This is a genomic window from Streptomyces sp. NPDC048361 (genome assembly GCF_040651795.1).
Taxonomy (GTDB): Bacteria; Actinomycetota; Actinomycetes; order Streptomycetales; family Streptomycetaceae; genus Streptomyces.
Genome location: NZ_JBEZKW010000025.1, coordinates 17,392 through 43,748, shown reverse-complemented (window position 1 = coordinate 43,748; position 26,357 = coordinate 17,392). Strand labels below are relative to the sequence as shown.

Here is a 26,357-nt window from a genome sequence, read left to right as displayed (position 1 = left end):
TGGTCCTCGCGGGCGATCAACTGGCAGGATCCAGCCATGCTTCCCGCCCTGCCCCGGCTTCCCCGCAAGCGCGCCCTTCAAGGGGCCGGCGCCCTCGTCGCGGCGATCGGGCTGCTCGTGTGGTGGCTGGTCCCGTTCGGCAGCCCGGCACCGTCCGGCACGATCGACATCAGTACGGGCGTACGCACCGGCGTGTACCAGCGCTACGGCGAGCTGCTGCGGCAGGCCCTCGCCAGTGATCTGCCCGACGTCCGCGTCGAGCTGCGCACCAGCGAGGGCTCGCAGCAGAACCTTCAGCGGGTCGCCGACGGCGTCTCCGACTTCACCATCGCCACGGCGGACTCCGTCGACAAGTTCCGCAAGGACGACAAGCCGGGCGCGGACGAGCTGCGCGGCTGTGCCCGGCTGTACGACGACTACGTGCAGCTGGTGGTGGCGAAGGACTCCCCCGTGCGGTCGGTGGCGGACCTGCGTGGCAAGCGGGTCGCCGTCGGCCAGGACGGCTCGGGTGTGCGGCTCCTCGCCGACCGCCTCCTGCCGGCCGCCGGCCTGGATCCGCAGAAGGACATCACCCCGGTCCCGGCCGGCATCGACACCATGCCGGGGCTGCTGCGCGGCCATCGGATCGACGCGTTCTTCTGGTCCGGCGGGCTGCCGACCACGGCCGTCCTGAAGCTGTCGGAGGCGTACCCGATCCGCCTGGTCCCGCTCGCAGACCTGGTGTCGGCGCTGCACAAGGCGGACGGCAGCACCGGCTACTACCGGGCGGCGACCATGCCGGCCGACGCCTACCCGCAGGCCCAGCGCGGCGTGCCCGTGCCGACGATCGCCGTCGCGAACCTCCTGGTGACCACGGACCGCACCGGCGCCGCGCTGACCGAGGGCTTCACCCGCACGGTGATAAACAGCCGCGACCGCATCGGCCGTGAGGTGCACGCCGCGCAACTGGTGGACCTGCGGACGGCGATCTACACCAATCCCCTGCCGCTCCACGACGGGGCCCGCGACTACTACCGCTCGGTCAAGCCGTGAGCGCGGCGGACGGCGCGGCGCTGTCGGTGGTCAGGCGTCCGGTTGCGTACGCGGCACGCTGACCGTCACGCGCAGGCCATGCGGTTCCTGGTGGGCGTAGGACAGGGTGCCGTCGCCCGCGGCGAGCAGGGCGCGGGAGATGGACAGGCCGAGGCCGGAGCCCTTGACGTTCTGGTGGCGGCCGGCGCGCCAGAAGCGGTCGCCGATGCGGCCGAGCTCGTCGTCGGACAGCCCCGGGCCCCGGTCGCCGACCGTGACGGTGACCCGCGCTCCCTCGACCGCGACGGTGACCCGCACCTCCTCGCCCGCCGGCGTGAACTTCAGGGCGTTGTCGATGACGGCGTCCAGGGCGCTGGACAGGGCGACCGAGTCCGCCCAGCCGGTGGCCGCGGCCGAGCCGTCCGCGATGAGCCGTACGCCCTTGTCCTCGGCGAGGGGGCGCCAGGCGGCCACCCGCTCGCCCACGAGCGCCCCGACATCGGTGAGCTTGAGGTCGGCCGATGCGTGTTCGGCGAGCGCCAGGCCCAGCAGGTCGTCGAGGACCTGGGCGAGGCGCTTGCCCTCGGTGCGTACCGAGGCGATCTCCTCGTTGCCCTCGGGGAGTTCGAGGGCGAGGAGCTCGATGCGCAGCAGCAGCGCGGAGAGCGGGTTGCGCAGCTGGTGCGAGGCGTCGGCGACGAAGGCGCGCTGCTGTTCGAGGACTTCTTCGACGTTGTCGGCCATTTCGTTGAACGAGTGGGCCAGCCTTTGAAGTTCCGGGGGGCCGCCGGCGGCGGCGACCCGTGAGTTCATGCGTCCGGTGGCGATGTCGTGGGTGACGGCGTCCAGGACGCGTACGGGGCGGAGCACCCATCCGGTCAGGCGGAATGCCGCGCCGATCGCCACCAGCATGGCCGCCAGTTCGCCCGCCGCGATGAGGAGCCAGCCGTGCAGGGTGCCGGAACGCATGCGTCCGGTGGGTGAGTCGGTGACGACGACCGCGATCACGTCGCCCTCGCGCACCACGGGCGAGGCGACCACCAGGCGGCCCTCCTGCCATGGCCACACCTGGGCCGGGTCGTGGCTGCGGCGCCCCGCGAGGGCTTCGTGGAAGGCGACGTACCCCTGGCCCTTGGCGGGCACGCGCCAGCCGGCGGGGGCGCTCGCCATGGCGCTGCCGTTGCGGAAGAAGACGCCCGCCTTGATCCCGTACAGGGTCGAGTAGCGGGTGAGTTCCTCCTCCAGGGTGGTGAGCCGTTCCGCGCTGTTGGTGTCGTTGCCGTCGGGGGCGGTGACGAATTGTGCGAGCGCGGCGAAGCGCGCCGTGTCGTCGATCCGGTCGACGACCACCCGCTGCTGCGCCGCGCGGGCCACGCTCAGGGCGAGCGGGAAGCCGAACGCGACCAGGACGAGCGCGAGCAGGAAGATCAGAAGCGGCAGAAGTCGCGTGCGCACCGGGCGGCTCGGGTCTCAGTGCGTGGCCGGCGCGACGAGCCGGTAGCCCACGCCGCGCACGGTCTCGATCAGCGCGGGCATACGGAGTTTGGAGCGCAGGGACGCGACGTGCACTTCGAGGGTGCGGCCGGTCCCTTCCCAACTGGTGCGCCACACCTCGCTGATGATCTGCTCCCGGCGGAAGACGACGCCCGGGCGCTGGGCGAGCAGCGCCAGCAGATCGAACTCCTTGCGGGTCAGCTGCACGCTCTCGCCGTCGACGCTGACCCGGCGGGTGGGCAGCTCGATCCGGACCCGGCCCAGGGCCAGTTCGCCGTCGTCCGGGCCGGTCGTGGCGCCCGGCGGGGGGCGTCGGATGACCGCGTGGATACGGGCGATGAGTTCGCCGGTGTCGTAGGGCTTGACCACGTAGTCGTCGGCGCCCAGGTTGAGGCCGTGGATGCGCGAACGGACGTCGGCGCGGGCCGTCACCATGATCACCGGGGTGGCGGTGCGCTTGCGGATCTTGCCGCACACCTCGTAGCCGTCCTGGTCGGGCAGGCCCAGGTCGAGCAGGACCACACCGAAGGGTGAGGCGGCGCTGTGCTCGTCCGGGAGGAGGGCCTGCAGCGCCTCCTCGCCGTTGCGCGCGTGCTTCACCTGGAAGCCGTGCTTGGCGAGCACCGCGGACAGGGCGGCGGCGACGTGGTCGTCGTCCTCGACGAGCAGCAGTCTCATGGCCCCCCTCACCGGTCCCTCTGATCCCTCGGTGCGCGCCGGATCCCGTGGGCAGGGGTGGGGCGTCGCCGTCTCTGTTTCGTCTGCGCGTGTTCACCGACCGCGCCTCGACATGTACTCCCGAATCCATGCTCATGGTCGCCGCTTCGGTCAAGGGGGCGCCCGCCCGTTCACACCATCCGTTACGGAGCCGGTACTCCCCGGGGGTGCCCGCTCACCGAGCGTGCTCCCGCGCGACCAGATCGTTATCCTCAAGTTCCGCTCAGATGTAATGACGCTGGTCACACCCGACCACTACGTTCCTCCCCAACCGAGGAGGACGGAGCAAGAAGCCGATGAGCGGAGTATCAGTGGCCAAGGGGACCGAGGACGCCGTACCGGCGTCGGGTGACCTGGTCGTGCTGAACAACGTCAACAAGCACTTCGGCGCGCTGCATGTGCTCCAGGACATCGATCTGACCATCGCCCGTGGCGAGGTCGTCGTCGTCATCGGGCCTTCGGGGTCCGGGAAGTCCACGCTGTGCCGCACCATCAACCGCCTGGAGACGATCGATTCCGGGGCGATCTCGATCGACGGCAAGCCGCTGCCCCAGGAGGGCAAGGAACTGGCGCGGCTGCGTGCCGATGTCGGCATGGTCTTCCAGTCGTTCAACCTCTTCGCGCACAAGACGGTGCTGGAGAACGTGATGCTGGGCCAGGTCAAGGTCCGCAAGACCGACAAGGCCGCGGCGGAGCAGAAGGCGCGCGCCCTGCTCGACCGGGTCGGCGTGGGCACCCAGGCCGACAAGTACCCGGCGCAGCTCTCCGGCGGTCAGCAGCAACGCGTCGCGATCGCCCGGGCGTTGGCGATGGACCCGAAGGTGATGCTCTTCGACGAGCCCACCTCGGCGCTGGACCCGGAGATGATCAACGAGGTCCTCGAAGTCATGCAGCAGCTGGCGCGGGACGGCATGACGATGGTCGTCGTCACCCACGAGATGGGCTTCGCGCGCTCCGCGGCCAACCGGGTCGTCTTCATGGCCGACGGAAAGATCGTCGAAGAGGCCGTTCCCGACCAGTTCTTCAGCAACCCGCGCAGCGACCGGGCCAAGGACTTCCTGTCGAAGATCCTGCACCACTGACGCACGCGCCACCGCCGCCGGTACCGGCGGGGCCCGTACCACCGGCGCCCACACGACGTGGCGCCCGCACCCACCGGCGCCGGCGCGCCCGGCGGCTGTCGGCCACAAGCAGGTCACGACAGATGACAACAGGTGACAGATGACAGAGATCCACTGTCAACTGTCCATCACTGCCGCGCACTTGACGGCCGCCCGATGACGATCAACGACCAACGACGCAAGGAATGTCCGCCATGATGCTCCGCAAGTACGCCGCCGTCGCGGCGATCGCCGCCCTCGCCCTGACCGCGACCGCCTGTGGCGGCAAGTCCGGCTCCGCGGGCGACAAGCAGGCCGCACAGCCGGGCGCCAGCGACGCGCCGAAGCTTCCGACGTACGCCGTGGCGTCCAACGTCACCCTCGACTCGCCGACCTTCAAGGCGGCCAAGGCCCGCGGCAAGCTCATCATCGGCTCCAAGGCCGACCAGCCCTACCTGGGCTTCGAGGACCAGTCGACGCGTGTGCGGTCCGGCTTCGACGTCGAGATCGCCAAGATGATCGCCGCCGACCTGGGCTTCAAGGACGACCAGATCGAGTGGAAGACCGTCGACTCCGGGGTCCGCGAGACCGCGATCTCCAAGGGCCAGGTCGACTACTACGTCGGCACCTACACGATCAACGACAAGCGCAAGCAGCAGGTCGGCTTCGCCGGCCCGTACTACAAGGCCGGCGCCGACCTCCTCGTCCGCAAGGACGACACGTCGATCACGGGCAAGGAGTCCGTCAAGGGCAAGAAGGTCTGCTCGATCGTCGGCTCCACGCCGCTTCAGGAGATCAAGAAGCCCGAGTACGGCGCCTCCGTGGTCGAGCTCTCCAAGTACTCGGACTGTGTGCAGCAGCTCCTGACCAAGCAGGTCGACGCGGTCACCACCGACGACGCGATCCTCAAGGGCTACGCCGCGAAGAACAAGGGCAAGCTCCGCGTGGTCGGCAAGCCGTTCACCGAGGAGCCGTACGGCATCGGCATGAACAAGGACGACAAGGCGCTGCGCGACTTCGTCGACTCCTCGCTGGAGAAGCACGAGCAGGACGGCACGTACAAGAAGATCTACGACGCGACGCTCGGCCTGTCCGGCTCCACCTACACCGCCCCGCCGACCGTCGTCCGTTACTGACGGTCCCCCGCTCAGCCGTTTGACGCGCCCCGTACCCGGTACGGGGCGCCCCGGCCCTGCCCGACGACCCAGCCGCTGCCCGCCGACGCGGAGACCTCATGAACGTACTGCTCGACCATTTCGCGGAGTTCCGCGACGGCTTCATAGGCACGGTGGAGATCACCGTCGTCAGCTCGGTCATCGCGCTGGTCCTCGGACTGTTGCTCGCCGGTTTCCGGGTCTCGCCCGTGCCGCCGCTGCGGTTCTTCGGCACCGCCTGGGTGACGCTGCTGCGCAACACTCCGCTGACGCTGCTCTTCCTGGTCTCCTTCTTCGTCGTACCGGAGATCTTCTTCCCCGGGATGAGCCCCTTCCTGCTGGGTTCGCTCGCGCTCGGTTTCTACACGGCGTCGTTCGTCTGTGAGGCCGTCAGGTCGGGCATCAGTACCGTGCCGCTGGGGCAGGCGGAGGCGGCCCGTTCCCTCGGCATGAGCTTTCCGCAGACCCTGAGCCTGATCGTGCTGCCGCAGGCGACGCGGACGGTGATCCCGCCGCTGAGCTCCATCTTCATCGCGCTCACCAAGAACTCGGCGATCGCCGGTGCCTTCAGCGTCGCCGAGCTGTTCGGCTGGCAGAAGCTGATGAGCGAGGACGGTTACGCCATCGTGCCCGTCTTCCTCTGGGTCGCCCTCGGCTATCTGATCGTCACCTTCGCGATCAGTGGCCTCTTCCGTCTCCTGGAGCGCCGCATGGAGGTCGCCCGATGAGTGCCAGCGTTCTCTTCGACGCCCCCGGCCCCAAGGCCGTCGTCCGCAACCGGATCTACGCCGTCATCGGCACGGTCGTCCTGATCGGCCTGGTCGTCGTCGCCGTGGTGCGGCTGTCGGACAAGGGCGACCTCGACTACGGCATGTGGGACATCTTCAACTACGCGGGCATCCGGCAGAACATCGCCGACGCGGTCCTCGCCACCTTGAAGGCGTTCGGTCTTGCGGCCGTCGGCTCGCTGGTGCTGGGCGTGCTGCTCGCCGTGGCGCGGATGTCGGATCACAAGCCGGTCCGCTGGGCGGCGACCGCGTTCATCGAGCTGTTCCGTTCCATCCCGCTGCTCATCACGATCTACGGGGTGTGGATAGGGTTCCTCACCGACTACTCGATGTGGGCGCTGGCGCTCGGCCTGTCGATCTACAACGGCTGTGTCCAGGCGGAGGTGCTGCGGGCCGGCGTCAATTCCGTGCCGAAGGGGCAGCGTGAGGCGGCGTACGCGCTCGGCATGAGCAAGACGCAGGTGATGGCCAGTGTCCTGATGCCGCAGGCGGTGCGCGCGATGCTGCCGACGATCATCAGCCAGCTCGTCGTCACCCTGAAGGACACCTCGCTCGGCTTCATCATCCTGTACCCGGAGCTCCTTCAGACGGCCCGTCTGATCGCGAGCAACACGCAGGTCGACGGCGCGTACCCGTATGTGTCGACCATTGTGGTCATCGGCACGATCTATGTGGCGATGTGTCTGTTGCTCGCGGCGCTCGCGACGTGGATCGAGAAGCGCGGGCGGCGGGCGAAGACCGGGATCTCCATGGGCACGGCGGTCGCTCCGGTCACCGCGGCCGGGCCCGCCGCGGTCGTGGCGTCCGAGGGGGCGCTGGGGGCCGATGGGGCGCGTGAAGCGACGAACTGACGGCATATGAGGCAGTGACGTCCGCGTCGCTGCCTCCGTCACTTGACGCAAGCACGCGCAGTGGGTTGCATACGTTCTGTGATCGTGCACCGGGTTCCCCGCGCCACCTGCAAGCCGTCCCGACGTTCACCAGGAGCCACGCCGTGGACCCGGTGATCGTCGTCGGCGCCGGTCCGGTGGGGCTGGTGCTGGCGTTGTCCCTGGCCGCGCAGGGTGTGCCGTCCGTGGTGCTGGACGAGGGGACGGGGTCTCAGGAGCCGCGCCCGGTCCGTACCGTCGTACTGCGCCCGGACACCGCCGCGTTCGTGACGGGTGTGGGGTGCCGGGCCGTGACGGACGACGGCGCCCGCTTCGTGGCGTGGCGGTCGATGCGGCGGGGTCAGCTGTTGCGGCGCGTCGAGTTCGGCGAGGGCCGGGACGGCGGCCCGTCGCCGGTGCATGTGCCGCAGCACGCCCTGGTACGGGGCCTGCGGGCGGCCCTTGCCGCGTCCGGTCTGGTGCGTCTGGTCACGCACAGCCGTCTGGATCGGCTGGAGCAGGACGCTCAGGGCGTGTCCGCCCACACCTCGGGGCCGGGTGCGACGTGGTGGCGCGGCAGCTACGTGGTGGGCTGCGACGGCGCCCGCTCCACGGTCCGCAAGCTGCTCGATGTGCGTTTCGCGGGCCGTACAGCGGTGGAGCGCCAGGCGGTGGTGGCGTTGCGGGCCGAACTGCCCTGGCCCGGTGAGGCGTTGCTGCACCGGCTGCCGCCGTGGCGGGCCGGCGGCGACGAGGTGACGGCGCGTCCTTTGCCGGGCGGGATCTGGCGGCTGGACTGGCTGCTGCCGCCGCGCGCCGAACTGGTCACGCCGGACGCCCTGGTGGGACGGGTCCGGGACACGCTGGGCGGCTGGTGTGACGGCGCGACGCCCCAGTACGACCTGCTCGACACGGGTGTCCACACCGTCCATCACCGGCTGGCCCGGCGCTGGCGGGTGCGGCGGGCGTTCCTGGCCGGGGATGCGGCGCATCTGCTGGGCGCGTTGGGGACGCAGGTCCTGGACGAGGGGCTGCGGGACGCGCAGAACCTGTCGTGGAAGCTGGCCCGGGCGTGGCACGACGGTCCGTGCGAGGCGCTCCTGGACAGTTATCAGACGGAGCGGCGTACGGCGGTGGCGGCCCGGCTGCGGGCGGCCGACCAGTCGTTGCCGGTGCTGCGGGGCGGGGCGGGGCTGCGCGGCTGGATTCCGGGCACCGCGCGGGCTCACGACGCGCTGGTGGCCGATGGGCAGCTGGGGCTTGGTCCGCTCGGGGCGCCCGCGTGCCACCGGGATTCGCCGCTGGCGCCGGAGCCGGCCGAGTCGCACATCGCGGTGGGGACGACGACGGGTGGGCCGGTCTCGGACGTGCGGGTGACGGCTCCCGACGGTTCCGCCGCCGGGCTGTGGGAGCGGCTGGGCAGGGGGAAGCTGCTGGTGGTTCTGGTCGCGCCGGGGACCGCGGTCTGGGACCGTCGTCATTGGCTCACGGCGGGGGTGATGCCCCGCTTGACGGCGGCCGTGTCCGAACTGCCGCTGGACGCCGAGCTGTTGGTGGCCGAGGAGTATCCGGGCGCTCCGGCCCACACCGTCCTCCTCGTCCGCCCGGACGGCCATCTGGCCGCGGCCTTCAACGGCGTACACCCGGCAGAGCTGCACGCGGCCGCGGAGGCGGTACGGGGTGGGGCGGGGCGGGGTGACGACGGGGTACTCGGTGCGGGTGCGACTGCTGGCGCTGGTGGGGCGGGGGGTGTGGGTGCTGGCGTTGGTGCGGGTGGCGGGATTGGTGGTGCCCGGGATACTTCTGGTTCCTCCAGCGCTTCTGGCGCTTCTGGTGCTTCTGGTTCCTCCAGTGCCTCTGGCGCTTCTGGTGCTTCTGGTTCCTCCAGTGCCTCTGGCGCTTCTGGTGCTTCTGGTTCCTCCAGTGCCTCTGGTGCTGCGCAGGTGGGAGAGGTGGTGGGGCGGAGGGCGGAATGAGGTGAGCGGGTGCGCCCGTCCGCCTCCGCCGTCTCCCCATCGTCGCCGGTGGTCTGGCGTGACGGCACCGGGCCGCCTGTCAGCTGCCATCCGTCATCTGCCGGCTGGCTGTCATCTGCCCGCTGTCATCTGCTGTTCGCTGTCTGCTGTCTGCTGTCTGATATCCGTCATCTGAACACCGATTGACCGGCGCGTCCGCTCATGGTCTACTCCGGAGCGTGACCGACACCGATGTGCGCCTGTGGCGGAGGGTCCATATGGACCTCGTCCGCTATGCGGGCTGCGTGTGTCGCCCGTCCTGCTGATTCGCCTTCCCTTCGCGCCGTGCCGCAGCGTCCTCGTGCCGCTGCCGGCTGCTCGCGCGCCTTCGCGAACTCCCTCAGGACGGTCTGCCGTGTCGCACCCCGTAACCACATCTGTCAGCTCTCCCGTGTCCGCCCCCAGCGAGGCGGACCTGCTCGACTTCGCCCAACGTACCGCCGCCGACGCCGCGTTGGTGGCTTCGCTGCCCCTTGACGACGAGGGGCGTACCTGGATCCGGCTCGACGGCCCCGGCGGCAGTGAAGCGTGGCTGATCGGCTGGCCGCCCGGTACCGGTACGGGTTGGCACGATCATGGCGGCTCACACGGCGCCTTCGCCACGGCGGCGGGCGCGCTGCGTGAGGACTCGCTGGCGGCCCGGCTGCCCACGGAGGGCTGGAAGACGCTGGAGCTGGCCGAAGGGGTCGACCGTTCAAGGGAGTTGGGGGCGGGGAGGGGCCGGGCGTTCGGGCCGCACCATGTGCACCAGGTGCGGAACGTGCCCGGGGCCGGGCATGCGATCTCGGTGCACGCCTACTATCCGCCGCTGCCGTTGATCCGGCGGTACAGCCGCACGGGTGCGGTGTTGAGGGTCGAGAAGGTCGAGCGTCCGGAGGACTGGCAGTGAGTACGGAACGTGAGCGGCCGGTGGGGATCGATGAGCTTCTCGACCGGGCTCGGTCGGGGCTCGACCGGCTGTCGCCGCGGGAGGCGTTCGCCGAGGCGGCGGGCGGGGCTCTGGTGGTGGACATCCGGTACGCGGCGTTGCGTGAGCGGGACGGTCTGATCCCGGGGGCTCTGGTGGTCGAGCGCAATGAGCTGGAGTGGCGGCTCGATCCGCTGGGCAGTCATCGCGCTGCCGAGGCCACGGGGCATGGGTTGCGCGTGGTTGTGGTGTGCAACGAGGGGTATGCGTCGTCTCTCGCGGCGGTGTCTCTGCGGCAGTTGGGGCTGTATCGGGCGACTGATCTGATCGGTGGTTTCCAGGCGTGGCGTGCGGAGGGTCTGCCTGTCACGCGTCCGGCGGGCTGACCTGAGGCCGGCCTTGGAGTGCCGGCCGGTGGAGTGCTGATGGCTCAGTTCCCGGCGCCCCTGGCGGGTCGTCCTCGGCAGGGTTCCCCGCCCCAGGCCGGGGGCGGGGAGCCCCGGGGGCCGGGTGTCGCCTGCAGGTCGTGCGGGTCAGGGTTCGTACAGGTCGTCCGCGTCGTCACCTTCCTGCTGGAGCGCTTGGCGGACCACGCGCAGGGCCATGCCCTCCGGGTAGCCCTTGCGGGCGAGCATGCCGGCGAGGCGGCGCAGGCGGCGGTCGCGGTCGAGGCCGCGGGTGGAGCGGAGCTTGCGTGCCACGAGGGCGCGGGCTGTCTCCTCCTCGCGGTCGGAGTCGAGTTGGGCGACGGCTTCGTCGACGACTGTGGCGTCCACGCCTTTGGTGCGCAGTTCGCGTGCCAGGGCGCGGCGGGCGAGGCCACGGCCGTGGTGGCGGGACTCCACCCAGGCGTCGGCGAAGGCCGCGTCGTTGATGAGGCCGACTTCTTCGAAGCGGGAGAGGACTTCTTCGGAGATCTCGTCGGGGATCTCCCGCTTCTTCAGGGCGTCGGCGAGTTGTTTGCGGGTGCGGGGGGTCCCGGTGAGCAGGCGCAGGCAGATGGCGCGCGCCCGCTCAGCCGGGTCCTGTGGCGGCGGTTCCTTCTCGGCTTTGGTCGAGGTGGTGCCGTCGCCCCTGCCGTCCGGGCCGCCCCGTCGGGAGCGGGCCCGCGGGGGGCCCGGTTCCTCGGGGTCGGCCCACTCGGTCCTGCGGGTCACCGCTAGCTCTTGGCAGCGGCGGCCTTGGCCGTCTTGGCCTTGGCGGCGGGGGCGGGCACGGCGGCCGTGTCCGTCGCGGGGGCGGTGTCGGCGGTGGTGGTGTCCTTGACGGATTCGGCGGCCGGGGTTTCCGGTCGGACTCCGACGCCGAGCTTTTCGAGGATCTTCTTCTCGATCTCGTTGGCGAGGTCCGGGTTGTCCTTGAGGAAGTTGCGGGCGTTTTCCTTGCCCTGGCCGAGCTGGTCGCCTTCGTAGGTGTACCAGGCGCCTGCCTTGCGGACGAAGCCGTGCTCGACGCCCATGTCGATCAGGCCGCCCTCGCGGCTGATGCCCTGGCCGTAGAGGATGTCGAACTCGGCCTGCTTGAAGGGGGGTGCGACCTTGTTCTTGACGACCTTGACGCGGGTGCGGTTGCCGACCGCGTCGGTGCCGTCCTTGAGCGTCTCGATCCGGCGGATGTCGAGACGTACGGAGGCGTAGAACTTGAGCGCCCGGCCACCGGTGGTGGTCTCCGGGGAGCCGAACATGACGCCGATCTTCTCGCGGAGCTGGTTGATGAAGATCGCGGTGGTCTTCGACTGGTTGAGCGCGCTGGTGATCTTCCGGAGTGCCTGGCTCATGAGGCGGGCCTGGAGGCCCACGTGCGAGTCACCCATCTCGCCTTCGATTTCCGCGCGCGGCACCAGGGCCGCCACGGAGTCGATGACGATCAGGTCGAGGGCGCCGGAGCGGACCAGCATGTCGACGATTTCCAGTGCCTGCTCGCCGTTGTCGGGCTGCGACAGGATGAGGTTGTCGATGTCGACGCCGAGCTTCTTGGCGTACTCGGGGTCGAGGGCGTGCTCGGCGTCGATGAAGGCCACCGAGCCGCCGAGCTTCTGTGCGTTGGCCACCGCGTGCAGGGTCAGGGTCGTCTTGCCGGAGGACTCCGGGCCGTAGACCTCCACGACGCGGCCGCGCGGCAGGCCGCCGACGCCGAGCGCCACGTCGAGCGCGGTCGACCCGGTGGGGATGACCTCGATGGGCTCATTCGGCCGCTCGCCCAGGCGCATCACCGCGCCCTTGCCGAATTGCCGTTCAATCTGTGCGAGCGCGGCGTCGAGCGCCTTCTCGCGGTCAGTTCCTGCCATGGGTTCCACCCGATTTGCTTGAGTCGATCGCTTCACGTCAAAGACGCTAACCCCTGCCACTGACAATGGGCCCCGGCGTCCTTCCAGCCTGTGGATAACTCCACCGGAAACACGGTGGAACCCGTGTGAACACAGGGCCGGAACCCCATGAGAATGGATGTTCGATTTTCGTGTCAAGCGCACCACGCGGAGCGGAGCGCCTCGCTCCGTCCCGCCGATGCCGTACTTCCCATCATGACAAACCAGGCTTATCGCCCACGACAGTCTGCTGAGCCCGCCGGGCAGGACCGGCGGGCTCAGGGATGCGGCCTCGGATCGACCGCAACACGTCAGTCGATGCAGAACTCGTTGCCCTCGATGTCCCGCATCCCGATGCAGGACTCGTAAAGAGCGCGGTCAGGACGGTGGTTCCGTGGGGGACGCCGCCGTGGCGCCCGTGCCCTGGCCGCGCGGCTGGTGTCTGCCGTGGACCCTCGGGTCGTCCGTGACGGCGTAGCGCTTCACATAGGCGCCGAGGAACGCCTGGAGGGTCGCGACCGCGGGGATCGCGATGAGGGCGCCGACCGCCCCCATGAGCGCGGTGCCCGCGATCACCGAGCCGAAGGCGACGGCGGGGTGGATGTCCACGGTCTTCGCGGTGAGCTTGGGCTGCAGCATGTAGTTCTCGAACTGCTGGTAGATCACTACGAATCCGAGCACCCACACCGCGTACCAGGGGTTCACGGTGAAGGCGAGGAGCATGGGCAGGGCGCCGGCCAGATAGGTGCCGATGGTGGGGATGAACTGGGAGACCAGGCCCACCCAGACGGCGAGGGCCGGGGCGTAGGGCACGCCCAGGATTTGCAGCAGGATGTAGTGCGCGATGCCGGAGATGAGCGCCATGAGGCCGCGCGAGTAGAGGTAGCCGCCGGTCTTGTCGACCGCGATCTCCCAGGCGCGCAGCACCTCGGCCTGGCGGGCGGGGGGCAGTACGGAGCAGATCGTCCGGCGCAGCCGGGGACCGTCGGCGGCGAAGTAGAACGAGAACAGGAAGATCGTCAGGAGCCGGAAGAGGCCGCCCAGGACGGTGGCGGAGACGTCGAGGACGCCGGTGGCGCTGTTCTGGACGTACTTCTGCAGCCAGTCGGAGTGGAGGAGGCTGTCCTGGACCTCGACGCGCGAGAGCTCGGTGTGGAAGGTGTGGTTGACCCAGTTGATCACCGAGTCGAGGTACCTGGGGAACTGTTCGACCATGTCGACGATCTGGCCCGCCAGCATCGAGCCGAGCAGCACGACGAAGCCGACCGTGGCGATCGCCAGGGCGAGGAAGACCAGGAAGGTCGCCAGGCCACGGCGCATGCCGCGGGCCGCCATCCTGCCGACGGCGGGCTCCATGGCGAGCGCCACGAAGAACGCGATCAGGATGTTGATCAGCAGACCGATGAGCTGGTGGAAGGCCCAGCTGCCCAGCTGGAAGCAGGCGTAGAGGGCGAGCACGAGCACGACGGCGCGGGGCAGCCAGCGGGGCATGCGTGCGGGCCCGTCCGCTCCGATGAGCCCCCGTGGGGGCCTGCCGTCGGAGGGCGCACCGCGCCGCGCGCTGTCGGCCCGGCCGGCGCCGGCGTCGGCGTCACGGTCGGCGTCGGTGTCGGCTTCGCGGGCCGCTTCGACTTCGCGGTCGTCAGTGTTGGTCTCGTCAGTCGGTGCCACGGGGCAAGTCTCGCGCATGCGTCCGACAGTGGGTCACCACACCGGTCGTCACCCGGTGCCGGCGTCCAGGGGGCGGCGTTCCCGGAGGGAGGGCGGCGCCCGCGGAGGGCCACCGTTGCGGGGAGCGTCCGGGGGCCCGTGCCCCCGGGCAGCGCCCGGGGATGCCGAGGGCCGGTGCGTCAGCCCGCGCCGTGCCCGTCACTCGAAGGCGTCGTCCGGTGTCAGCGTTTCTCCGCGGGCACGTCCATGGCGGCGCAGACCGCGCGCCAGACGTCCTTGGCCTCCCAGCCCGCGTCGAGCGCCTCGTGCACGGTGCGTCCGCCCAGTGCCGTCATCACATGGTCGCGCGCGAAGGAGTCCGCGTATCCGGCGCCGAAGTGGCCGGCCATCCGCTCCCAGAAAATCGTCAACCGCATGACATCAGTATCCCGCCCCTGGGAGTGCAGCCCGGGCCGTAGGGCTTGCCCGGCGCTCTGCGGGCCCTACCGTCTCAAACATGGCTGGTTCCGGAGCATCCCCCCACTCCCCCGACTCCCCCCACTCACCCGACTCGCCCGAGTCTCCGACGGCGCGCGCCGAGCACTTCATCTGGCTGACGGCCAGGGTGCTCGAACAGCGCCGGTTCGCCTTCCACTTCCTCGGCGGGGACGCCGACGCGGTGGAAACGGCGCTCGGCGCCTACGAGGGCGACGACGGTGGCTACGGTCACGCGCTCGAACCCGATCTGCGCGGTCCCGTCAGTCAGCCCCTGCACACCGCGCACGCGCTGCGGGTCCTGGACTCGGTGGGCCGGCTCGGCGGGCGGCGCGTGGAGCGCGTGTGCCGCTATCTGACGGAGGTCTCCACCAAGGACGGCGCGCTGCCGGCGCTCCACCCCTCCCAGCGCGGCTATCCGGCGGCGCCGTTCGTCCCCGTCGTCGACGATCCGCCGAGCGCGCTGCTGACGACGGGGCCCGTGGTGGGGCTGCTCCACCGCAACCAGGTGTGGCACGCGTGGCTCTTCCGGGCGACCGACTTCTGTTGGGCCGCCGTCGACGCCCTGGAGACATCGCATCCGTACGAGGTGGAGGCGGCGGTCGCTTTCCTGGACGGCGCACCCGACCGCGCACGGGCGGAGCCGGCTGCGGACCGGCTCGGCCGGCTCGTCAGGGAGCAGGGGCTCGCGGTGCTCGATCCGGCGCGGCTCGCCGACTGGCCCCTGTCGCCGGGGTACGCGCCGGGCGAGCACCACTTTCCGCACGACTACGCGCGCGTGCCCGAGTCACTGGCCCGGCGCTGGTTCACCGACGACGAGATGCGGTCCTCGCTTGGTCACCTGGAGGCGGAGCAGCAGGAGGACGGCGGCTGGCCGATCCGCTGGCGGGCGTGGGCGCCGGGCACGGCTCTGGAGGGCCGTCCCCTGGTGACGATCGAGGCGCTGCGTACGCTGCGCGCCTATGGCCGCAGCATCGGCTGACCTCGCGCTTTGTTCCGGCCGGCCGTGCGGGGTACCGGCCGGTGCGGGATACGGGCCGGTGCGGGTCGGCCGCCTCAGCCGCCCAGGGCCCGTACGCCCGCGGTGACCAGTACGGCGGCGCCGACGATCACAAGGAACGGGGCGCGGGCCAGGAGGGCGACGGCGGCCGCGGCGAGCCCGGCGGCGCGGGCGTCCAGCTCGACGTGGGGGCCGGTGCTGAAGGTCTGCTGGGCGGTGAGTGCGGCGAGCAGCGCCACGGGCAGCAGCGCGGCGAGCCGTCTGACCAGGGGGCGCTCCAGGGTGCCCGCGGGGACGAGCAGGCCGAGGAGTTTGACGAGGTAGCAGCCGACGGCGGTGGCCGTGATGGCGATCCAGATGGTCAACGTGGGCCTCCCTTGGCCGAGTTCCCGTTCGCGGGGTGGTGTGGGTACTCGTCTGCGGTGTCCGGCCCCGCGGTGCGCGGGGCCCTCGCGCCGGCGCGTCCTTGGAGGAGGAGCACGACCGGTGCGGCGAGCGCGGCGGCCAGGACGGGCACTCCGGCGGGCAGCACCGGCAGGAGGCCGAGGACGAGGGCGACGGCGAGGGCGGCCGTGACGCGTTCGGTGGTGGTCTTGAGCATCGGGGCGAGCAGGGCGAGGAAGACGGCGGGGCCCGCGGCGTCGAGTCCCCAGGCATCGGTGTCGCCGAAAGCCCGGGTGCCGAGGGCGCCGGCGAACGTGGTGAGGTTCCACAGCGCGTAGAGGCTGAGGCCGGTGACGGTGAAGCCGATCCGTGCGGCTCTGCGGGTCGGCTGGGCGAGGGTGACGGCGGTGGTTTCATCGATCACCCATTGGGCGGCGAAGGGCCGCACTGGTTTGGGCAGGGCGAGGAGGTGTGACAGGCGCAGTCCGTAGAAGGCGTTGCGTACGCCGAGGAAGAAGGCGCCGGCTGCCGCGGTGTACGGGTTCCCGCCGGCTGCGAGCGCGCCGACGAGCGCGAACTGGGAGGCGCCGGTGAAGACGAGCAGGCTGAGCGCGCAGGTCTGAAGGAGGCTGATACCGGACCCGGCGGAGGTCACGCCGAAGGCCAGGCCGGAGAGACCGACGGCGACGCCGACCCCGAGCGCGTCACGGACGACGGCCGCGTCCGGCCGTCCGGCGGTCTCGGTGATGTCGGCGGACTCGGCGGACTCGGCGGACTCGGCGGCAGGATTGGGCCGACGGGCGGTCTTGGCGACCGGACCAGGTCGGTCCGCATCGGCGACCGTCTCGGCAACCGTGCCGGGCCGGCCCGTGGTCTCGGCGGCCGCGTCGGGCCGGTCGGTGGTGGTCGCGGTCGGTTCGGTGGGGTGCGCGGCTGTGCTGCCGGGGTTGGCGGGTATGTGCGGGGGTGCTGTCTGTTCTGCTGCCACGCCGTGGACGTTAGAAGAAGGCGGTGTCCCCGTCTTGTACGTTCTTGCACGCTCTCGCCCGCTCGCGGCGATAGGCGCCCGGTGTGACGCCGACGATGCGGGTGAAGTGGCGGTTGAGGTGGGGCTGGTCGCTGAAGCCCACGGCGGCGGCGGTCTCGGCGGGGGCGGTCCCGTCGTCCAGGAGGAGGCGGGCGCGGCGTACGCGCTCGCCGGTCAGCCAGGTGTGCGGCGGCAGCCCGTACTCCGCTTTGAAGGCGCGCAGCAGCGCGAAGGGGCTGGTGTCGAGTTCCCTGGCGAGTTGTTCGAGGGAGGGGGGTGCGGTGAGCCGCTGCTCCAGGAGCTGGCGGGCCGCGGCGGCCGCGGCGGCGCCCGCCGACCGGGGTGTCCGTTCGGGCAGGGCGTGGCCGTGGCGGCGCAGCAGCCGGGCGACGGCGATGCGGAACACGGTGTCGGCGGCGAGCGCGTTGCCGTGTTCGGCGGCGCGGTGCACGTCCTGGACCAGCAGGGCGGTGTCGGGGTCCTCGACGATGGTCTCGGCGAATCCGGGGGTGCCGCGCAGGGTGGTGGTCTCCGCGGCGATGTCGGTGATCAGCCGGGCCGAGGGGTAGAGCGTGGCGTAGGTCCAGCCTTCGGGGGTTCCGGCGTGGGCGGCGTGCGGGACCTCGGGGTTGATCATGACGACGGTGCCGGGGCGCGCCCGGATCGTTTCGCCGGGCAGGACGACGTCCTCGATGCCGGTGCGTACGGCGCCGAACACGAACCCTTCGTGGGCGTGGCGGGGGAAGGTGTGGCGGACGTATCGGGCGCGGAGCAGGTCGAGGCCGGGCAGCTCGGCGTGCTGCCAGTGCCGCGCCCATTCCTCGCCCGCGTCCGCTTCGACTCCGCCCACACCGTCATTTTCGCAGCTCCGGGCCATTGTCAGTGGCGGGGTGCACGATGGGGACCATGGCACGGACAGCGCTGGACTCCTTCTCGCCCGCGACGCGCGGCTGGTTCACGGGGGCTTTCACCGCGCCCACCGCGGCGCAGGAGGGCGCCTGGCGGGCGATCGGGGAGGGTTCGGACGTCCTGGTGGTCGCGCCGACCGGCTCCGGCAAGACGCTTGCCGCGTTTCTCGCCGCGCTGGACCGGCTGGCGGCGGTTCCTGCGCCCGCCGAGGCGAAGAAGCGCTGCCGGGTGCTGTACGTGTCGCCACTCAAGGCGCTCGCGGTCGATGTGGAGCGCAATCTGCGGTCGCCGCTGACGGGGATCCGCCAGGAGTCGGTGCGGCTGGGGCTGCCGGAGCCGGAGGTGCGGGTCGGTATCCGTTCGGGTGATACGCCGCCCGCGGAGCGCCGGGCGCTGTCCACGCGGCCGCCGGACATTTTGATCACCACGCCGGAGTCGCTGTTCTTGATGCTGACGTCCGCGGCGCGTGAGGCGCTCACGGGTGTCGAGACGGTGATCCTGGACGAGGTGCACGCGGTGGCCGGCACCAAGCGGGGGGCTCATCTGGCGCTTTCGTTGGAGCGGTTGGACGAGTTGCTTCCCAGGCCGGCGCGCCGGATCGGCCTGTCGGCGACGGTGCGTCCGGTGGATGAGGTGGCGCGGTATCTGTCGCCGCAGCGCAAGGTCGAGATCGTGCAGCCGCCGTCCGCCAAGGAGTTCGACCTGTCGGTGGTCGTGCCGGTGGAGGACATGGCTGAGCTGGCGGGTGCTCCGGCGGCCGACGCCGACGAGGGGGCGGAGAAGCCGTCGATCTGGCCCCATGTCGAGGAGCGCATCGTCGACCTGGTGCAGGCGCACCGCTCGACGATCGTGTTCGCCAACTCGCGTCGGCTCGCGGAGCGTCTGTGCAACCGGCTCAACGAGATCGCCTACGAGCGGGCCATGGGTGCGCCGTTGCCGGAGGCGCATGCGCCGGCGGATCTGATGGGTGGTTCGGGTGCGGCGGTGGGGGCGCCCGCGCTGCTGGCCAAGGCGCACCACGGTTCGGTCTCCAAGGAGCAGCGGGCCGTCGTCGAGGAGGACTTGAAGGCGGGCCGGATTCCGGCGGTGGTGGCGACGTCCAGTCTTGAGCTGGGTATCGACATGGGCGCGGTGGATCTGGTGGTGCAGGTCGAGTCGCCGCCTTCGGTCGCGTCGGGGTTGCAGCGCGTGGGCCGGGCGGGGCACCAGGTGGGTGCCGTCTCCACGGGGGTGGTCTTCCCCAAGTACCGGGGGGATCTGGTGCAGTCGGCGGTGGTGACGGAGCGGATGCGGTCGGGGGCGATCGAGTCGTTGCGCATTCCGTCCAATCCGCTGGATGTGCTGGCTCAGCAGCTGGTCGCGATGACGGCGCTCGACACGTGGCAGGTGGATGATCTGCTGGCTCTGGTGCGGCGGGCCGCGCCGTTCGCCGCGCTTCCGGAGTCGGCGTTCACGGCCGTTCTGGACATGCTGGCGGGCCGCTATCCCTCCGACGCGTTCGCGGAGCTGCGTCCGCGGGTGGTGTGGGACCGGGTGGGGGGCACGGTCACCGGCCGTCCCGGGGCGCAGCGGCTCGCCGTCACTTCGGGCGGCACCATTCCCGACCGGGGCCTGTTCGGTGTCTTCCTCGCGGGGTCGGATCCGAAGAAGGGCGGCGGCCGGGTCGGGGAGCTCGACGAGGAGATGGTGTACGAGTCGCGGGTGGGTGATGTCTTCACGCTGGGCACCACGTCGTGGCGGATCGAGGACATCACCCGTGACCGGGTCCTGGTGTCGCCTGCGCCGGGGGTGCCGGGCCGGTTGCCGTTCTGGAAGGGGGACCAGCTGGGCCGCCCGCTCGAACTGGGCCGTGCGCTGGGCGCGTTCTTGCGTGAGGTCGGCTCGATGGCTCCGGACGACGCGAGGCTGCGTCTGCTGAGTGCGGGGCTCGACGCGTGGGCGGCGGACAATGTGATCGGCTATCTCGACGAGCAGCGCCGTGCCTGTGGTCACATTCCCGATGACCGTACGATCCTGGTTGAGCGGTTCCGTGACGAGCTGGGTGACTGGCGTGTCGTCATCCACTCCCCCTTCGGTGCGCAGGTCCATGCCCCCTGGGCGCTGGCGCTCGGCGCGCGGCTTGCCGAGCGGTACGGCATGGACGCGCAGGTGATGCACGCGGACGACGGCATCGTGCTGCGGCTGCCGGACGCCGACATGATGGGTCTCGATCTCCTCGATCAGGATCCGGCGCATCTCGATGCCACGTACGACAGTGAGCAGGCGCCCGTGGGGGCGGCGGACACGGTCTTCGACAAGGGCGAGATCGAGCAGATCGTCACGGACCAGGTGGGCAGCTCGGCGCTGTTCGCGTCCCGGTTCCGTGAGTGTGCCGCGCGGGCGCTGCTGTTGCCGCGGCGCAGCCCCGGCAAGCGGACGCCGTTGTGGCAGCAGCGGCAGCGGGCTGCTCAACTGCTCCAGGTGGCGAGCGAGTTCGGGTCGTTCCCGATTGTCCTGGAGGCGGTCCGCGAGTGCCTCCAGGACGTGTTCGACGTGCCTGGTCTGACCGAGCTGATGGGTGATCTCGAAGCGCGCAGGGTGCGTCTGGTGGAGGTCACCACACCGGAGCCTTCGCCGTTCGCCCGCTCCCTGCTGTTCGGTTATGTCGCGCAGTTCCTGTACGAGGGTGATTCGCCGCTGGCCGAGCGGCGGGCCGCGGCGCTCTCCCTCGACTCGCGGCTCCTTGCCGAGCTGCTCGGTCAGGCGGAGCTGCGGGAGCTGCTGGACGCCGATGTCCTGGCCGAGCTGGAGCAGGAGCTTCAGTGGCTCACCGAGGACCGCCGCATCAAGGACGGTGAGGGCGTCGCCGATCTCCTGCGGGTCCTCGGGCCGCTCACCGACGCCGAGTTGACGGCCCGGGGCGCCGGGCCCGGCTGGGCGCGCGAGCTGGAGGCGGCGCGCCGCGCGTTGCGGGTACGGATCGCCGGCACCGACCACTGGGCGGCGATCGAGGACGCGGGGCGGTTGAGGGACGCGCTCGGCACGGCCCTTCCGGTGGGTGTGCCCGAGGCGTTCACCGAGCCGGTGAAGGATCCCCTGGGTGATCTGCTGTCGCGTTACGCGCGCACGCACGGCCCGTTCACGTCGGCGGCCGCCGCAGCCCGGTTCGGGCTCGGTGCGGCGGTCACGGACGGCGCGCTGCAGCGTCTCGCGGCGTCGGGGCGGGTCGTGCAGGGCGAGTTCCATCCGGCGGGCATCGGGCAGGAGTGGTGCGACGCGACGATTCTGCGCAGGCTGCGGCGCCGTTCGCTTGCGGCGCTGCGCCAGGAGCTGGAGCCGGTGCCGCCCGCGGCGCTCGCCAGTTTCCTCCCTCCGTGGCAGCACGTGGGGGGCAGCGCCCTGCGCGGCATCGACGGTCTCGCGCGGGCCGTGGAGCAGTTGCAGGGGGCTGCCGTGCCGGCGTCCGCGCTGGAGAAGCTGATCCTGCCGTCGCGGGTGTCCAACTACAGCGCGGCCCTGCTGGACGAGCTGACCACCACCGGTGAGGTGGTGTGGGCGGGGGCCGGCGCGCTGCCCGGCAAGGACGGCTGGCTCTCCCTCTATCTCGCCGACACGGCTCCGCTTCTTCTGCCGCCCGCCCATCCGCTGGAGCTGACCGCGCTCCACGAGTCGGTGCTCACCGCGCTGGCGCCGGGCTATGGCTTGTTCTTCCGTCAGCTCGCCGACCAGGTCCGTGCGACCACCCACCCGGAGGCGAGCGACCCTCAACTCGCCGACGCGATCTGGGACTTGGCGTGGTCGGGGCGGCTCACCAACGACACCCTGGCGCCGCTGCGCTCGGTGCTGGGCTCGGGGCGCACCGCGGGGTCGACCGCGCACCGCGCCAAGCGGCCCGTGCCGCGCGGCCGTTACGGCACCCTGGCGTCGGCCGCCCGCACCGCGTCGCGTACGGGGCCGCCGACGGTGTCGGGCCGATGGTCGCTGCTGCCGCCCCGCGAACCCGACCCCACCCATCGCGCCCATGCGCTGGCCCGCGCCCTGCTGGACCGGCACGGCGTGGTCACCCGGGGCGCCGTGCAGGCCGAGGGGGTGGAGGGCGGCTTCTCGGCGACGTACCGGATTCTCGCCGCGTTCGAGGACAGCGGTCAGGCCCGGCGGGGCTATGTGGTCGAGGGGCTCGGTGCCGCCCAGTTCGCGATGGACGGCGCGGTGGACCGGCTCAGGGCGGCCGCCACCGCGCGGGACCGGGGCAGCGACGCGGGGACCGCTCCGCAGGCGATCGTCCTGGCGGCCGCGGACCCGGCCAATGCGTACGGTGCGGCCTTGCACTGGCCCGAGCCGCCGGGCGGCGCCGGGCACAAGCCGGGCCGCAAGGCGGGCTCGATGGTCGTCCTGGTCGACGGGGAGCTCGTGCTGTATCTGGAGCGCGGCGGCAAGTCCCTGCTCGCCTGGGCGAGCGATCCGGACAGTCCGGCGCTGACCGCCGCGGCGGGATCCCTAGCGGCGGCCGCACGGGCCGGGCGGCTCGGCACGGTCACCGTGGAACGGGCCAACGGCGACCCCGCGCTGACCTCGCCGCTCGCCCGCCCTCTGGAGGCGGCGGGCTTCGTCGCAACCCCGAAGGGCCTGCGGCTGAGACCCTGACCCACCGAAAACGGCCCCGCCCGGGGCTGCACCACGCCGGGGACGGCCCCCGTCCTGCCGGGGCGGCTCTGCTGCCCCGGCACGTCAGACAGCAGAACCGGGCCCCCGCATTACGTCAGGACGGCGGGCCGCGCGCCCGTATCCCCGGCACAATTGACCCATGCCCGAAGGCGACACCGTCTACCAGGCCGCGCGGCGGCTGCACACAGCGCTGGCCGGTCAGGTCCTCACCCGCTCCGATCTGCGGGTGCCGCGGTTCGCCACGGCGGATCTGACCGGGCGGAACGTGCTCGATGTGACCCCGCGCGGCAAGCACCTCCTGACGCGGATCGAGGGCGGGCTCACCCTGCACTCCCACCTTCGGATGGACGGCTCGTGGCGGATCTTCGCACCTGGTGAGCGCTGGAACGGCGGCCCCGCGTTCCAGATCCGGGCGATCCTGGGGAACGCCGGGCACACGGCCGTCGGCTATCGGCTGCCCGTGCTCGAACTGCTCCGCACCACGGACGAGGCGAAGGCGGTCGGCCATCTCGGCCCCGATCTGCTCGGCCCCGACTGGGATCCGGACGCCGCCCTGCGCAACCTCCTCATGGATCCCGCCCGGCCCGTCGGCGAGGCCCTGCTCGACCAGCGCAACCTGGCCGGGGTCGGCAACGTGTTCAAGTCGGAGATCTGCTTCGCACTGCGCATCGTGCCCTGGCTGGCGATCGGCGAGGTGCCCTCCCCCGAACGCCTCGTGGCCACCTCGAAGCAGCTCCTTGAGGCGAACAAGGACCGGCCGGTCCGTCAGAAGTTCATCTACGGCCGTGCGGGCCGACCGTGCCCGCGCTGCCGCACCCCCATCCGCACCGCCGCGCAAGTCGACCCGTCCGGCCGCGAACGCCCCACGTACTGGTGCCCCAAGTGCCAGCCCGCACCGGCCCTTTGACACCCGAGGCAGCCCTGGCTCACACCGGCCCTTTGACGCCCCAGGCAGCCCTGGCACACCGGCCCTTTGACGCCCCAGACGCCCTGGCACACCGGCCCTTGGCGCCCGAAGGAACCCTGGTCCGCACCCACCTGGTCTGCTCAGCGCCGGCCGGCGCGCACCGCCCCGGCCGGCGCTCGCAGACCCCGGCCGGCCCGCCCCACCTCACGGCAACACGCCACCCCACCCGCACCAACACCTGCCGTACCCCACACGCTTATTGACGACCCGTCAGGTCTGGTCGTACCGTCCCGGCATGGCTCTCACGGCGTACGACCTCAGTGGGCGCGCGGCCTTCGTCACCGGGGCGGCCAGCGGGATCGGTCGGGCGAGTGCTCAGCTTCTCGCGGAGGCCGGTGCGCTCGTGCACTGCGCGGACCGCGACGAGGTGGGTCTGGCCGAGACCCGGGCACTGATCACCAAGGCGGGTGGCACCGCGTACGTCCACGTGCTCGACGTCGCCGACCGCGCCCAGGTCAAGGCCGCCGTGGAAACCGCAGGTCCGGTCCACGTCCTGGCCGCGATCGCCGGCGTCATGCATACGAGTTCGGTCCTCGACACCGAGGACGACGACTTGGACCGGGTGCTTGCCGTCAACTTCCGCGGCGTGCTCCACGCCTGCCAGGAGACGGCCCGCACGATGATCGCGCACGGCATCCGCGGCTCCCTCGTGACGATGGCGTCGGGGGCCATGGACTCCGCGCGGCCGGGTCTGTTCTGCTACAGCGTCTCCAAGGCCGCGGTGGTGCAGCTCACCAAGACGCTCGCCTCGGAGCTCGGACCGTACGGGATCCGCGTCAACGCCGTGGCCCCCGGATGGGTCCGCACCCCGATGACCGACCAGCACGCGGCCGAACAGCAGGAGCAGGTCGAGTGGATGATGGTGCGGCTCTCCCCGCTCGGCACGGTCGGCCGGCCCGAGGACATCGCTCACGCCGTGCTGCATCTCGCGGCGGACGCCTCGTCGTTCACGACGGGCCAGATTCTCCGTCCGAACGGCGGCGTCGCGATGCCCTGGTAGAGCGCGGCCCCTTCCTGGGGCGCGATCCCGTGGCCGGCAGGGCCGCCACATGCACCGGCAGCAGGCTCAGCCCCCAGCCGCCGGCGACCATCGCCCCTTCGACGAACCCCGTCTGGCCGGGCACCAGCACGAGGCGCAGCACGGCCCACCACCACAGCGCCGCAACAACCAGCGCCGGCACCCAACGCACCGCCACCGTCATGGGCCGCCTCCTCGGGCCGACGCTAGACCGCCGGGTAACCCGCCGGGAGGGCGCACCGGGTGCAGGCCCGGCGCGCTCCACGTCCCCCACGCTTCACTGCGAACGTCCCCGCCCTTGCGGGGCATGCCCTCCTGGGGCTTAACGCTCCCGTCCGCCCGAGCGGAACCCTTCCGGCCGCCCGAGCGGAACGCTCCGTCCGCCCGAGCGCCACGCTCCCGTCCTGGCGAGCGGAACGCTCACCTCTGCGCGCGGCCCGGCCCCGGATTACCTTCTGCGGCTCATCTCACCGCCGACTCAGGCGCCTCCGCCCAGGTCGGTCTCCCCCGGGCGGCCACCACGCAGCCGGCCACCGCGCAGGAGGCCACCGCGCAGGAGGCCACCGCGCAGGAGGCCGTCCCTTAGACAGTCTCCGCGCAGGCGGCCATCCCTCAGACAGTCTCCGCCTGGAACATCCACGCGTGCTTCTCCAGGTCGGCGGTGAGGCCGATGAGGATGTCCTGGGTGATCGGGTCGGGCTCATCGGTCGCCGAGATGCGCTCGCGCATCCGGCCGATGACCACGCCGAGCGCGTCCACGAGAACCTTCACGGCGTCGGTGTCCTTGATCCAGCCCTCCGGGACGGTGGTGATCGCGCTCGACTTCGCCACGGTGACGGCTCGCCCGTCGGGGCTGACTCCGATGGCCGAGGCGCGCTCGGCGACGGTGTCCGAGTGGAGCCGTGCGGTGGTGACGACCTCGTCGAGCTGGAGGTGGACGGAGCGGAAGCGTGGGCCCACCACGTTCCAGTGCACCTGCTTGGCCACCAGCGACAGGTCGACGAGGTCCACCAGCGCCCCCTGCAGAGCGTCGCCGACCACCTTGAGGTCGGCGTCGGACAGCGGGCTCTTGATGTAGGACATGCTCTTCCTCCACATGGACGGAACACACTCGGACGCGACGCACTCGGACCGAACACTCAGCCCGGGACGCTCTCCGGACGGAAGCTCTCCGGACGGAAGCTCCCGGGCCGCTCGCAGTCGCAACGCCACCCACTCGAACGAACCGCCCGCGGCGCCCTCCACGAGAGGGAATACGCGTACGGAACATCCGTAACATCCGGACGTTTGCGCGATCTCCTACCACCCTGCCACAGAAGCCCCATATAGGGCGCGCCGGGGCAGGCGGGGGAAAAGGGCTGAGCCCCGCCGGTCACCATGTGACCGGCGGGGCTCAGTACAAGCCTGTGCGCGTACCTGGGGGTCAGGCCGCGACGACGTCCACCGCTTCCGCGGGCGCCTTGATCGTCACCCGCTCGGTCGGCACACCGGTCACCGACGTCACGGAGATCGAATTGAGCATCGGACGTACCGGCGCACGCACCGGCACCGGGTCGCTCGCTGCCGCAGAGGCAGCGAGTTCGGCGAGTGCCAGCTCGTCGCTCACTTCCCGCATGAGCTCGGACATCCGTACGTCAAGCGCGTCGCAGATCGCGGAGAGCAGTTCGGAGGATGCCTCCTTCTGCCCCCGCTCCACCTCGGAGAGATAGCCGAGTGAGACTCGGGCGGACGAGGAGACTTCGCGCAGAGTACGGCCCTGGCGCTGGCGCTGCCGACGCAGCACGTCACCCAGCAGGCGACGGAGCAGAATCATCGGTGGCTCCCTCCTCGGACCGCGTAGCCGCATCCTTCACGCCCCACCGTACCGCCTCGCGCCGCGGCCGTGCGGGGAGCGATGTCGTGT

The 26,357-nt window shown here is 71.3% G+C and carries 25 protein-coding genes; 13 read left to right on the top strand and 12 right to left on the bottom strand.

Features of this window, described 5'->3' with window-relative positions:
- Nucleotides 1-36 precede the first annotated feature (36 nt).
- On the top strand, nt 37-1,032 hold the full coding sequence (locus AB0D31_RS16700; RefSeq protein WP_362722947.1) for a TAXI family TRAP transporter solute-binding subunit: 996 nt from the start codon (nt 37-39) through the stop codon (nt 1,030-1,032).
- A gap of 30 nt (nt 1,033-1,062) precedes the next feature.
- Here AB0D31_RS16700 and AB0D31_RS16695 read toward each other — a convergent pair whose 3' ends face one another.
- Together AB0D31_RS16695 and AB0D31_RS16690 are read right to left on the bottom strand one after the other, a co-directional pair.
- Entirely contained in the window at nt 1,063-2,466 is a 1,404-nt protein-coding gene (locus tag AB0D31_RS16695) for a HAMP domain-containing sensor histidine kinase (protein WP_362722944.1), read from the bottom strand.
- Between the two features lie 15 nt (nt 2,467-2,481).
- Complete coding sequence (locus AB0D31_RS16690; protein ID WP_362722942.1) at nt 2,482-3,183, bottom strand: response regulator transcription factor; 702 nt, start codon at nt 3,181-3,183, stop codon at nt 2,482-2,484.
- Between the two features lie 335 nt (nt 3,184-3,518).
- Here AB0D31_RS16690 and AB0D31_RS16685 point away from each other — a divergent pair, with 335 nt between their 5' ends.
- From AB0D31_RS16685 to AB0D31_RS16650, 8 genes are all read left to right on the top strand, one after another.
- Nucleotides 3,519-4,304 carry an amino acid ABC transporter ATP-binding protein gene (locus AB0D31_RS16685; RefSeq protein WP_362722940.1) on the top strand — a complete coding sequence of 262 codons (786 nt, stop codon included), beginning with the start codon at nt 3,519-3,521 and terminating at the stop codon, nt 4,302-4,304.
- Between the two features lie 233 nt (nt 4,305-4,537).
- Nucleotides 4,538-5,458, top strand: a complete 921-nt coding sequence (locus AB0D31_RS16680; RefSeq protein ID WP_362722937.1) for a glutamate ABC transporter substrate-binding protein — start codon at nt 4,538-4,540, stop codon at nt 5,456-5,458.
- Nucleotides 5,459-5,556: 98 nt separating this feature from the next.
- Nucleotides 5,557-6,204 carry an amino acid ABC transporter permease gene (locus AB0D31_RS16675; RefSeq protein ID WP_362722934.1) on the top strand — a complete coding sequence of 216 codons (648 nt, stop codon included), beginning with the start codon at nt 5,557-5,559 and terminating at the stop codon, nt 6,202-6,204.
- Entirely contained in the window at nt 6,201-7,115 is a 915-nt protein-coding gene (locus AB0D31_RS16670) for an amino acid ABC transporter permease (RefSeq protein WP_362722931.1), read from the top strand. Before AB0D31_RS16675 ends, AB0D31_RS16670 begins: the two co-directional genes overlap by 4 nt.
- A gap of 143 nt (nt 7,116-7,258) precedes the next feature.
- Complete coding sequence (locus tag AB0D31_RS16665; RefSeq protein ID WP_362722928.1) at nt 7,259-9,109, top strand: FAD-dependent monooxygenase; 1,851 nt, start codon at nt 7,259-7,261, stop codon at nt 9,107-9,109.
- A 218-nt stretch (nt 9,110-9,327) separates the two neighbouring features.
- On the top strand, nt 9,328-9,414 hold the full coding sequence (locus AB0D31_RS16660) for a putative leader peptide (protein WP_311605579.1): 87 nt from the start codon (nt 9,328-9,330) through the stop codon (nt 9,412-9,414).
- 89 nt (nt 9,415-9,503) lie between these two features.
- The gene (locus tag AB0D31_RS16655; protein WP_362722925.1) at nt 9,504-10,037 is read left to right on the top strand and encodes a cysteine dioxygenase; all 534 of its coding nucleotides are present in this window, start codon (nt 9,504-9,506) and stop codon (nt 10,035-10,037) included.
- Nucleotides 10,034-10,441 (top strand): rhodanese-like domain-containing protein, encoded by a 408-nt coding sequence (locus AB0D31_RS16650; protein WP_362722923.1) that lies wholly within the window; start codon nt 10,034-10,036, stop codon nt 10,439-10,441. Before AB0D31_RS16655 ends, AB0D31_RS16650 begins: the two co-directional genes overlap by 4 nt.
- A gap of 147 nt (nt 10,442-10,588) precedes the next feature.
- On the opposite strand, the gene recX is transcribed toward AB0D31_RS16650, so the two are convergent.
- The 4 genes from recX to AB0D31_RS16630 form a co-directional block, all read right to left on the bottom strand.
- Entirely contained in the window at nt 10,589-11,326 is a 738-nt protein-coding gene (gene recX, locus AB0D31_RS16645) for a recombination regulator RecX (RefSeq protein WP_362723069.1), read from the bottom strand.
- Nucleotides 11,215-12,342, bottom strand: a complete 1,128-nt coding sequence (recA, locus tag AB0D31_RS16640) for a recombinase RecA (RefSeq protein WP_362722921.1) — start codon at nt 12,340-12,342, stop codon at nt 11,215-11,217. Before recA ends, recX begins: the two co-directional genes overlap by 112 nt.
- A gap of 396 nt (nt 12,343-12,738) precedes the next feature.
- Complete coding sequence (locus AB0D31_RS16635; RefSeq protein ID WP_362723067.1) at nt 12,739-13,851, bottom strand: AI-2E family transporter; 1,113 nt, start codon at nt 13,849-13,851, stop codon at nt 12,739-12,741.
- 401 nt (nt 13,852-14,252) lie between these two features.
- Nucleotides 14,253-14,447, bottom strand: a complete 195-nt coding sequence (locus AB0D31_RS16630; protein WP_362722918.1) for a DUF3046 domain-containing protein — start codon at nt 14,445-14,447, stop codon at nt 14,253-14,255.
- Between the two features lie 80 nt (nt 14,448-14,527).
- Here AB0D31_RS16630 and AB0D31_RS16625 point away from each other — a divergent pair, with 80 nt between their 5' ends.
- Entirely contained in the window at nt 14,528-15,487 is a 960-nt protein-coding gene (locus AB0D31_RS16625) for a hypothetical protein (RefSeq protein ID WP_362722915.1), read from the top strand.
- 74 nt (nt 15,488-15,561) lie between these two features.
- Here the strand turns inward: AB0D31_RS16625 and AB0D31_RS16620 are convergent, their stop codons facing one another.
- From AB0D31_RS16620 to AB0D31_RS16610, 3 genes are all read right to left on the bottom strand, one after another.
- Nucleotides 15,562-15,870 carry an AzlD domain-containing protein gene (locus AB0D31_RS16620; protein ID WP_362722913.1) on the bottom strand — a complete coding sequence of 103 codons (309 nt, stop codon included), beginning with the start codon at nt 15,868-15,870 and terminating at the stop codon, nt 15,562-15,564.
- Nucleotides 15,867-16,637, bottom strand: a complete 771-nt coding sequence (locus tag AB0D31_RS16615) for an AzlC family ABC transporter permease (protein ID WP_362723064.1) — start codon at nt 16,635-16,637, stop codon at nt 15,867-15,869. Before AB0D31_RS16615 ends, AB0D31_RS16620 begins: the two co-directional genes overlap by 4 nt.
- Nucleotides 16,638-16,887: 250 nt before the next feature.
- The gene (locus AB0D31_RS16610) at nt 16,888-17,766 is read right to left on the bottom strand and encodes an AraC family transcriptional regulator (RefSeq protein WP_362722911.1); all 879 of its coding nucleotides are present in this window, start codon (nt 17,764-17,766) and stop codon (nt 16,888-16,890) included.
- A gap of 56 nt (nt 17,767-17,822) precedes the next feature.
- Between AB0D31_RS16610 and AB0D31_RS16605 the strand changes: the two genes are divergently transcribed.
- The 3 genes from AB0D31_RS16605 to AB0D31_RS16595 all read left to right on the top strand — a co-directional run bounded on the left by AB0D31_RS16605 (nt 17,823) and on the right by AB0D31_RS16595 (nt 24,436).
- Nucleotides 17,823-22,448 carry an ATP-dependent helicase gene (locus tag AB0D31_RS16605; protein WP_362722909.1) on the top strand — a complete coding sequence of 1,542 codons (4,626 nt, stop codon included), beginning with the start codon at nt 17,823-17,825 and terminating at the stop codon, nt 22,446-22,448.
- A gap of 160 nt (nt 22,449-22,608) precedes the next feature.
- The gene (locus AB0D31_RS16600) at nt 22,609-23,376 is read left to right on the top strand and encodes a DNA-formamidopyrimidine glycosylase family protein (protein ID WP_362722906.1); all 768 of its coding nucleotides are present in this window, start codon (nt 22,609-22,611) and stop codon (nt 23,374-23,376) included.
- 295 nt (nt 23,377-23,671) lie between these two features.
- Nucleotides 23,672-24,436, top strand: coding sequence for an SDR family NAD(P)-dependent oxidoreductase (locus AB0D31_RS16595; protein WP_362722903.1), 765 nt, complete (start codon nt 23,672-23,674; stop codon nt 24,434-24,436).
- Here AB0D31_RS16595 and AB0D31_RS16590 read toward each other — a convergent pair.
- The 3 genes from AB0D31_RS16590 to AB0D31_RS16580 all read right to left on the bottom strand — a co-directional run bounded on the left by AB0D31_RS16590 (nt 24,384) and on the right by AB0D31_RS16580 (nt 26,267).
- Entirely contained in the window at nt 24,384-24,632 is a 249-nt protein-coding gene (locus tag AB0D31_RS16590; protein WP_362723062.1) for a hypothetical protein, read from the bottom strand. The two genes, AB0D31_RS16595 and AB0D31_RS16590, sit on opposite strands and share 53 nt — an antisense overlap.
- Nucleotides 24,633-25,066: 434 nt before the next feature.
- On the bottom strand, nt 25,067-25,537 hold the full coding sequence (locus tag AB0D31_RS16585; RefSeq protein WP_362722900.1) for a DNA starvation/stationary phase protection protein: 471 nt from the start codon (nt 25,535-25,537) through the stop codon (nt 25,067-25,069).
- 340 nt (nt 25,538-25,877) lie between these two features.
- Complete coding sequence (locus AB0D31_RS16580) at nt 25,878-26,267, bottom strand: helix-turn-helix transcriptional regulator (RefSeq protein WP_053726410.1); 390 nt, start codon at nt 26,265-26,267, stop codon at nt 25,878-25,880.
- Nucleotides 26,268-26,357: the final 90 nt, after the last annotated feature.